The sequence below is a fragment of the Binatus sp. (SeqCode) genome (genome assembly GCF_036522015.1).
Taxonomy (GTDB): domain Bacteria; phylum Desulfobacterota; class Binatia; order Binatales; family Binataceae; genus Binatus.
Genome location: NZ_DATDGQ010000413.1, coordinates 1 through 7,923, shown reverse-complemented (window position 1 = coordinate 7,923; position 7,923 = coordinate 1). Strand labels below are relative to the sequence as shown.

The 7,923-nt window shown below is 60.6% G+C and carries 5 protein-coding genes; 2 read left to right on the top strand and 3 right to left on the bottom strand.

Going from position 1 to position 7,923, the window contains the following annotated elements; translation table 11 throughout:
• Both VIW95_RS17410 and VIW95_RS17405 read left to right on the top strand, forming a co-directional pair.
• Positions 1-948: DUF1329 domain-containing protein (locus VIW95_RS17410; RefSeq protein WP_331588929.1), on the top strand; the 948-nt coding region annotated here is incomplete at its 5' end.
• Positions 949-1,224: 276 nt separating this feature from the next.
• Positions 1,225-2,361, top strand: a complete 1,137-nt coding sequence (locus VIW95_RS17405) for an amidohydrolase family protein (RefSeq protein WP_331588927.1) — start codon at positions 1,225-1,227, stop codon at positions 2,359-2,361.
• A 5-nt stretch (positions 2,362-2,366) separates the two neighbouring features.
• Here the strand turns inward: VIW95_RS17405 and VIW95_RS17400 are convergent, their stop codons facing one another.
• The 3 genes from VIW95_RS17400 to VIW95_RS17390 all read right to left on the bottom strand — a co-directional run bounded on the left by VIW95_RS17400 (position 2,367) and on the right by VIW95_RS17390 (position 7,574).
• A complete protein-coding gene (locus tag VIW95_RS17400; RefSeq protein WP_331588925.1) occupies positions 2,367-3,410 on the bottom strand; it encodes a DUF933 domain-containing protein in 1,044 nt (347 codons plus the stop codon).
• A 155-nt stretch (positions 3,411-3,565) separates the two neighbouring features.
• Positions 3,566-7,156: a choice-of-anchor D domain-containing protein gene (locus VIW95_RS17395; protein ID WP_331588923.1), complete on the bottom strand. Its 3,591-nt coding sequence runs from the start codon at positions 7,154-7,156 to the stop codon at positions 3,566-3,568.
• 58 nt (positions 7,157-7,214) lie between these two features.
• The gene (locus tag VIW95_RS17390; RefSeq protein ID WP_331588921.1) at positions 7,215-7,574 is read right to left on the bottom strand and encodes a hypothetical protein; all 360 of its coding nucleotides are present in this window, start codon (positions 7,572-7,574) and stop codon (positions 7,215-7,217) included.
• Positions 7,575-7,923 lie beyond the last annotated feature (349 nt).

The window sequence follows — 7,923 nt, the reverse complement described above, 5'->3', positions numbered from 1 at the left end:
ACCAAGATCATGTGGAACAACGTGTTCCGCCCGATCAGCACGGACGACTACGATCTGCGCTTTTACGATTGCCAGAGCGAGTACGTTCGTCCGGGTCAGGATCAGAAAATTATCGACGACATCGAGATCGGCCACTATGCCGGGTACAACCTCTTCGGACGCACCGAAGTCGAGCCGATGCCGGTAGATCCGGACTTCAAGCAGTCGGGGCGCCTGTGGGCGTTCGCTTTGTACCCGGTGCTTGCGCCGCAAGAGGCGCGCGGTACTGGACTGATCCGCTATCGCTATGCTGATCCGAATCGCGGCGACGACAGCTGGGATTGGACCCCCGGCACCCGTCGCGTACGGCGCTTGAGCGAGGCGATACTTTCTACAGCGACTGGTGCGCAGAGCTACGATCCGGATCACTATGCAGGCTTCAACCCTAAGACCGAGCAGTACAACTACAGGTTCCTGGGTGAGAAAGACATGCTTGGGAGCGTGCACGCCGAGCACTCGCCCGAGGATACTTGCCCTTACGATGGCGGTGCGACCGCGTGCCCCGAAGCCTGGGAAATGCGCCACGTGTACATCGTCGAGGCGACGCCGCGGCGCGACCGGGGCGAGGCAGGCAGCGCACTCGACAAATCGACCGACGTCTATATCGACACCGAATTGTGTTTCGAGCCTTACGTCGACACCTACGATCAAAAGGGTCGTCTGTGGCGCACGCACATCTACTGGCTGGCCTTTCGTGACCGCCCGGTGCCGGATGCGCGGGTTGCGATCTACCCATTCAAGCGGGAGTTCGTAGTGGGTGCGGCTTCGATCGACACGCAGGGAAATTTCTCGACGATGTGTTATCTGCCCGGCCAGCACACGCCTGAGCGCGAATGCTGGTACATCAACATGGGGGCAATCGACAAGGATTTCTGCACAGTGAAGGCGATGGTGGCCGCGGCTCCTTAAGCGACCTCTCGCAACCGTCCGTTTGATTGCTGAAACAGGCGCGGAGCAAAGCGGCAGATCGCCGTGGCGCTCCGCGCCTGCGTTTATTAACTTCCAGAGGGCCGTCACAACGGTCGTTTACAAACGGCGGGAAGCGGCATATATTCAGCCGCGTATCGCGTTGGGGTTTTGGGACTCACTCGCGATCGATTAAATAAGGTCCCGTGTCCGTCGCCGGCGCGGATGCGCCTCGCAGGTCCAACGAGTCGCTCTGCGCCGGCACTTTTTTCTCGCCGCATGGCGCTAGCAGGATTCAAAATCATCGACGCGGACGGCCACGTCACCGAGCCGGCGTCACTCTACTCGACTCACATCGATCCAAAATTCCGCGCCGCCGCGGACGCGCTGCTGTCGCGGGTCGGCGCCGGCAACCTTGGAATAGTTCCAGCGCTATACCCGAAGTGGCGATCGGCGGAGCGTCCGCTGGGCGAGGCGCAGGAAGTGTCCGGCCTTGGCAAGCTGCCGTCGGGCCGTAACCATCCGCTCGCATCGCCCGCGGGCGGCTACGATGCCGCCGAGCGCATCCGCGACATGGACAAGGAAAGTATCGATGTCGCGGTCTGCTTCGCGACTGTCGCTACTTCGGTGTGCGCGGCGCACGATCCTGCGATGGAAGCCGCACTCGCGCGCGCTTACAACCGATGGGTCGGCGAATATTGCGGCGCGTTCTCCTCGCGGATCAAGGCGGTCGGGATCGTCCCGCAGCGCGACATGGAGCGATGCGCCGCGGAGGTCGCGTATCTTGCGCGCGAGCCGTGGGCGGTCGGCATCATGACCTTCGGCAATCTCGACGGGATGCTGCCTGACCATCCGTATTTCGATCCGCTCTATCGCGGCGCGCAGGACGCCGACCTGCCGATCTGTTTTCACGGCGGTACCGACAGGCCGCCGTTCGCACCCGGCCGCGAGGATGTCGGCAACAACATGTTCATGATGCATCTGACCGGGCACGTCTGGCACCAGATGCGGGTGATGGCGGCGGCGGTTGGCGGCGGACTGTTCGAGCGCTACCCGACGCTCAGGCTGGGATTTTTCGAAGGCGGAATTTCATGGGTGCCGTGGTGGGCTGAGCGGATGGACGGGCATTACAAGCACTTCGCGCGTCACACGCCGCATCTGACGCGCAAGCCGTCGGAGCACATGCGCAGCGAGCGATGCTTTTTCACGTTCGATCCCGACGAGGCGATGTTGCCCGAGGCGATGCGCCTGCTCGGCGTGCGCCGATTGATGTGGGCGTCGGACTATCCGCATTTCGACGCCGAATTTCCCGACGCCGCTGAAATCGTGGTGAACAATCCGCGCCTGTCCGCCGAAGAGAAGCGCGCAATCCTCGCCGACAACGCGCTGCGTTTCTTCCAGCGCATCGAGGCGTAGCCGGGTCAGACCTTGAAGCGGATGTGGATCATGTCGCCGTCGCGCATCACGTAGTCGCGGCCTTCGAGCCGGAGCTTGCCGGCCTCTTTGACCTTCGCGTCGGACTTGTGGATGGCGAAATCGTCGTAGCTGACAACTTCGGCGCGGATGAACCCGCGCGCGATGTCGGTGTGAATCACGCCGGCGGCGTCGAGCGCCGACTCGCCGCGACGCAGCGACCAGGCATGCGCCTCGGGCTCGCCGGCGGTGTAGAAAGTGATCAGCCCGAGATGATTGTAGAGTGCGCCGATCAGGCGATCGCGCGCGGGCGCGTCGAGGCCCGCGTCTTTCAGCATTTCCTTTTGTCCGGCGTCGTCGAGCTCCCACAACTCCGACTCGAATGCGGCCGCCAGCCTGAAGACCTCGAGCCCGTGCGCATGCACGGCAGCCCGTTCGGCGCCGGTAACGTCGGCGGATGCCCGGTCCATCTCGCAGTTGACGGTGACCAGCGCGGGCTTGCGCGACAGAAGCCCGAAGCTCGAAAACGCCTGGGTTTCCTGCGCGGTCAGCTCGAGTAGTCTGAGCGCTTTGCCATCGCCGAGCCATGCGATCACTTTCTCGAGCGCCGCGCGCTCGAAGTCGCTGCCCTTCTCTTTCTTCAATCGCTCGAGTCGCCGCTCCGCTTGATCGAAGTCGGCGAACACCAGCTCGCCTTCAATACTTTCGAGCGTCGCGACCAGATCTTTCTCCATGCCGCCGAACTGCGGAATCACGATCAGCAGCGCATCCATGTCGCGCACCAGCGGCAGCAGGCTCGGATCGAGTGCGGCGCCCTCCTTCTGTTCTTTCGGATTGGGCGCGAAATCGAGGATGGTGAGCTCGACCGGAATTTTTTTCTTCGAGCCGTAGGCTTCTTCAAGAAGATCGAGGCGCGGATCGGCGACCTTGATTTGTCCGGGACGCGCTCGATTGCGACCCTCGGCCGTGCCCGGAATCGGCGCGAGTCCCGTCAGTGCGTGAAATACACTTGATTTTCCGGCGCCGCGCGCGCCGATGATGCCAGTCTTCAAATTGCGCCACCTTCGATCTACGGGATTCTACACGAGCGCGCGGCGCGGGAGTAAGCCCTGCGCGCGAGGTGGAGCGGCGATGTCCGGCGCGGAGAGATGAATGAAGGGCGGCCGCGAGTAAAGCTCGCGGCCGCCCTGTTGTTTTGACTACACGATCAGAACGCTACGACGACATTCTGCGTGAAGGTGCACTGGTCCATGTTGACGCGGACGATCTTCGACTTCTTCACGCCCGATAGAAAGACCTTGACTCGATACGTGCCGTCCTTGAGCTGGAACGTATCGCTGGCGCCACCGAACTCCTGCTGGAATTCGAACGACGGGCACGGCGCCGTTCCGGTCACTGTCTGCAAAGACGCGTGCTTGATGGTCCTTATCGTATGGAAGTCCCCGTCCGGCTGTTCCGGTCCGAATGCGTACTGGAGCTCTATTCGCTTGACGGTCGAGACCGGCACTCCGCCCTGAGTGACCAGGATTCGCATACCTCGACGCACGCCCTCGCCGCAGAACGGCACGTGAGTAGTCGAGGTAGCGCCCGTGATCGGATCGTTGACGAACGTCACATCCACCGTACCGGTACTGGTGCGCGCGAGAGTAAACGGCGCGAACACCACGTCGACGTCGCCGCCGCCAAGCAGACCGCCGGCCGGCACGCTTACCGGCAAGCCGGGAAGCCCACTCAACGAGTAGTCAGCCGGCGAGCTTCCCTGGGTCAGACCAACCGCGGTGACCTGCACCGGGCAGGTTCCGGAGTTTGTGACCGGAATCCCCAGGCTCGCAGAACACGCCGCACTCTGCTGGATAACAGTTGGCGGGAAAGTGAGTCCTGCCGGGAATGTCAGCGACGCGGTCCCAGTAGCAGTGTTCCCATTCAGGTTCACGATCGTTGTAGATCCGGGAGTACCGCCGGTGTCACTGGTGATCGTGAGAGTGCACGACTTTGGTCCGGCGGATGTCGGGGTGAATGCGACGGTGAGCCCGACGCCCGAATCGGGGCTGATCGGCAGCGGGAACGCGGGTGGGTTGACCAACGTGAAATCAGGACAGGAGATGACGGCCGAGGTCACGTTGAGGTTGCAGGTGCCGACGTTGTCCACCGTAATCGTCTGCGGCGGCGTGGCGCCGACGCAGCTCGACGTTCCGAAACTGCCGCTGCCGGTCACATTGATGGTTCCACTTCCTTCGCTGCCGGTCGCAGTCAGCTGGAAGGCGGGTGTATTCGGATCGTCGCTGTTGATCTGGAACGTCGCGGTCTGTGGACCGACGATGGTCGGGGCGAACTGAATGGTGAAATCAACATGAGCGTCCGGACTGATCGTCAGCGGAGTCGCCGGAATCGGGAGTATGGTGAAGTCCGTGCTCCCCAAGATCCGCGTGAAGCTGGCGATATGCAGATCCTTGACGCCGACGTTGAACACCTCCACCGGTCGCGTAGCCTGCTGGCCGGGGCATACCGTGCCGAAGTTGAGGTCGGCGTTGACCGCGATCAACGCGGTGGTCGCGGCTGCGAGTTGAAAGGCGCTACGGCCGAAGGTGCTCGCGCGCAGAAGAGGCGGTGCTGCGCCGGCGTCGATCGCCAGTGAAGTGATATCGACTGTCGGCATCCCGAGCCCGAGTACCTGCCACGTCTGACCGTTGTCGGCCGACTGGAATACGGCAGAATCGCTGGACACGATGATCGTGTGCGGCGACGTCATCGGGTCGATCACCACCGAGTGGAGCGGCAAATCGGGAAGATTGTTGGACCCGCCGTTCACCAAGCCGCTGATATCGGTCCAAGTGGTACCGCCGTCGGTCGTCTCGAATATGTGTTTGGTCGGAAACAGGTTCGGGTCGATCGAGGAGAAGCCCGGATAGGTCACATACACGACATTGGTGTTGGAGGGATCAACCGCGATACTGGACACGCCCTGACCCCCAGGCGCTCCGGTCACCGTGTGCGAAGTCCAGGTAGAAGCAGCGCCCATTAAGGCGTTGCCGGTATTCTGCACGGTTCCGTCGGCGAGACCTGCCCACAACGTGTTCGAATCGATTTTCGCCATCGACATCGCGTTGATAAAGGTCGGGAACGAGTGCATCGGTGCGAAGTTCGCGCCATGATTTGTGCTGAAGAAAATCCGAAACAGATTTGCGGGCATCATAGCCGCCGGTGCGGTGGCCGCCGTGAAGTATGCGTTGGTGCCATTGGGATCGAAGAAGGGCACCCCTTCGCCGGTGAAGGCCGGAAACCCTGCCGGCCCGGCCCAGGTGGTACCACCATTTGTAGTTCGAGTGGCACCGCCATCGTCGGTACCGAGCGCCACGAAAGGATTCGTCGGTTCGACTGAGACCATACCGCCGTCGCCGTCGATGCCGAGCTGCCAGGTATTGTTTATAAATCCAGGCACGAACTCGTTGGTGCCGGTATCTTGTTGACCGCCATAGGTGAACCCGTCGTTGAAGGCGCTGCCCCTTCCGATGTCGAGGCCTCGGAACAGATTGGTCGCAAGCGCGTTAGGAAATACGCCCTGGATGGCATTGTTAAAGGTCGTGCCGCCGTCGGATGTCACCGCGATACCGCCATCGTTGCCGTCGTACCATTGGGTCGGTGGACCGGTCGGATGGGTGGCGGGACTGAAGATCAGCGCGTGATGATCAAAGTGAATCTTGTTCAGACTGATTTTGTTAAATGTCGTGCCGCTGTCAATCGACTTGAAGTCTTCCTGGAAGCCGATGTAGACCGTCGATGCGGTCGCCGGATCGACACCGATCGTCTGGTCGTAACCGCATTGACATCCGGTACCCGGCGAGCCGGCGCCGGTCTGCTTCCCGGTCCATGTCGCACCGGTGTCGGTTGATACGAAGAGCCCAAGATACGGGAACGGAGCGGGCATCGGCGGATTGGTTTGACCGCGGCTGTCAGCAACACTCGCGTAAAGCGACATGCTGTTGGGATTCGTCGATTGCGCGAACGTGATAAATCCAACGTTCGCCATCGGAGCCCCTGGATTCAGGAACAGGTTGGTAGGCCAGGTCTCTCCACCGTCGGTGGAGACGAAGATTCCAGTGCCCGCAACAGCGGCGCGAACGGTAGTCGGTGTTACGGTGTCGAGATGGAGGTCGCTGATTAGTCCGCCAAGGACGGCGCCGCCGTTGTCGAATGTGGGCGAATTATTTCCAAAATTCGCCCCACCATCGACTGAAAGAAACAGCCCGATATTGGTCGCAACCAGCAACGTGTTCGGGGCAGGAAGCACTATCCTGACGATCGCGACCCCGTTGAGAAACGACGGACCGATAACCGTCCATGAGTCACCACCGTCGGTCGATTTGTAGAGTCCGATACCTTTGAACAGGCCCTGCGGGATCAAAAATCCGGTACCTGCGTACACGACGGAGGGATTGCCGGGATCAAGCGCGACTGCGCCCATGGAATTCGACGGCATGAAGTCCGTCTTGGGCTTCCATGTCGTACCACCGTCGAGCGTCTTCCAGATACCGCCGTTCTCGGTGGCGATGTAGATGGTCTGGTCGGTAGCGCCACGAGGATCGATTGCGATGTCGGCAATCATCCCCGAGTCTGGACCTGCGCCCTGGAAATTTTGCTCCGCGTTTATTTGAAGGGGCGCGGGGCCAATCTGGGTCCATTGCTGGCCGATGACGCTGTTGCCCGCATGCGGGAAAAATAAAATCGCACCTGCCGCGAGACCGATTGTGCCGACTAAGAATGCGACGGATGCAAAGAAAGATCGAGTTCGCCCACCCATGGATTTCCCTCCCTGGTAACCCAAACGGCCCTGCAACAACAGGCAGCGCTCGAGGCGCTTAGTTCTTCGGAATTGAAGTCGGGGCAGCTGCCGGAGCCGATGACACCTTTGCGCCGATCGATGGCGCCGTCTTCATCTCCCGTACATGCTCCAAACCCTTCTGCTCAAGATCGGGCCTCACCTGACCTTTCGCATCCATATGCTCTTGAAGAAATTTCTTATCTTGAAGCTCGTCGTAGTCCTTTCGGTGGACGAACGTTTTGGTCGCAGTGTTGACCGACATGCTCGCCGTTGGGGCATCAGCTGGATCCTCAGCAAGCGCACGCGATCCGGAGCACACGACTGCTCCGGTCACACCTACCATCGTCGCCAGCGCGACACTCAACGACGCCGTAACCGCAGATCTTGGCCGACGCATCTGTTTTCCTCCCTCCCGCTAGAAGTAGCTCGGAATTGCTAAGCTCCCGTTCGCACATACAGTCGCGCTCGGTCAAGACTAAGTCAAATTTTTTAACGAATTGTAGGAATCAAAGAAGAATAGTCATACACCAAGCTCCTTGTCATAACTTGGATTGGCGAAATTGAAAGGTAAAAAAGATCGCTAGCACTGAGGTATCCGCACTGATTTATCAACAGACATGGTAAACGACGAAGGGCGGCCGCGAGTAAAGCTCGCGGCCGCCCTGTTGTTTTGACTACACGATCAGAACGCTACGACGACATTCTGCGTGAAGGTGCACTGGTCCATGTTGACGCGGACGATCTTC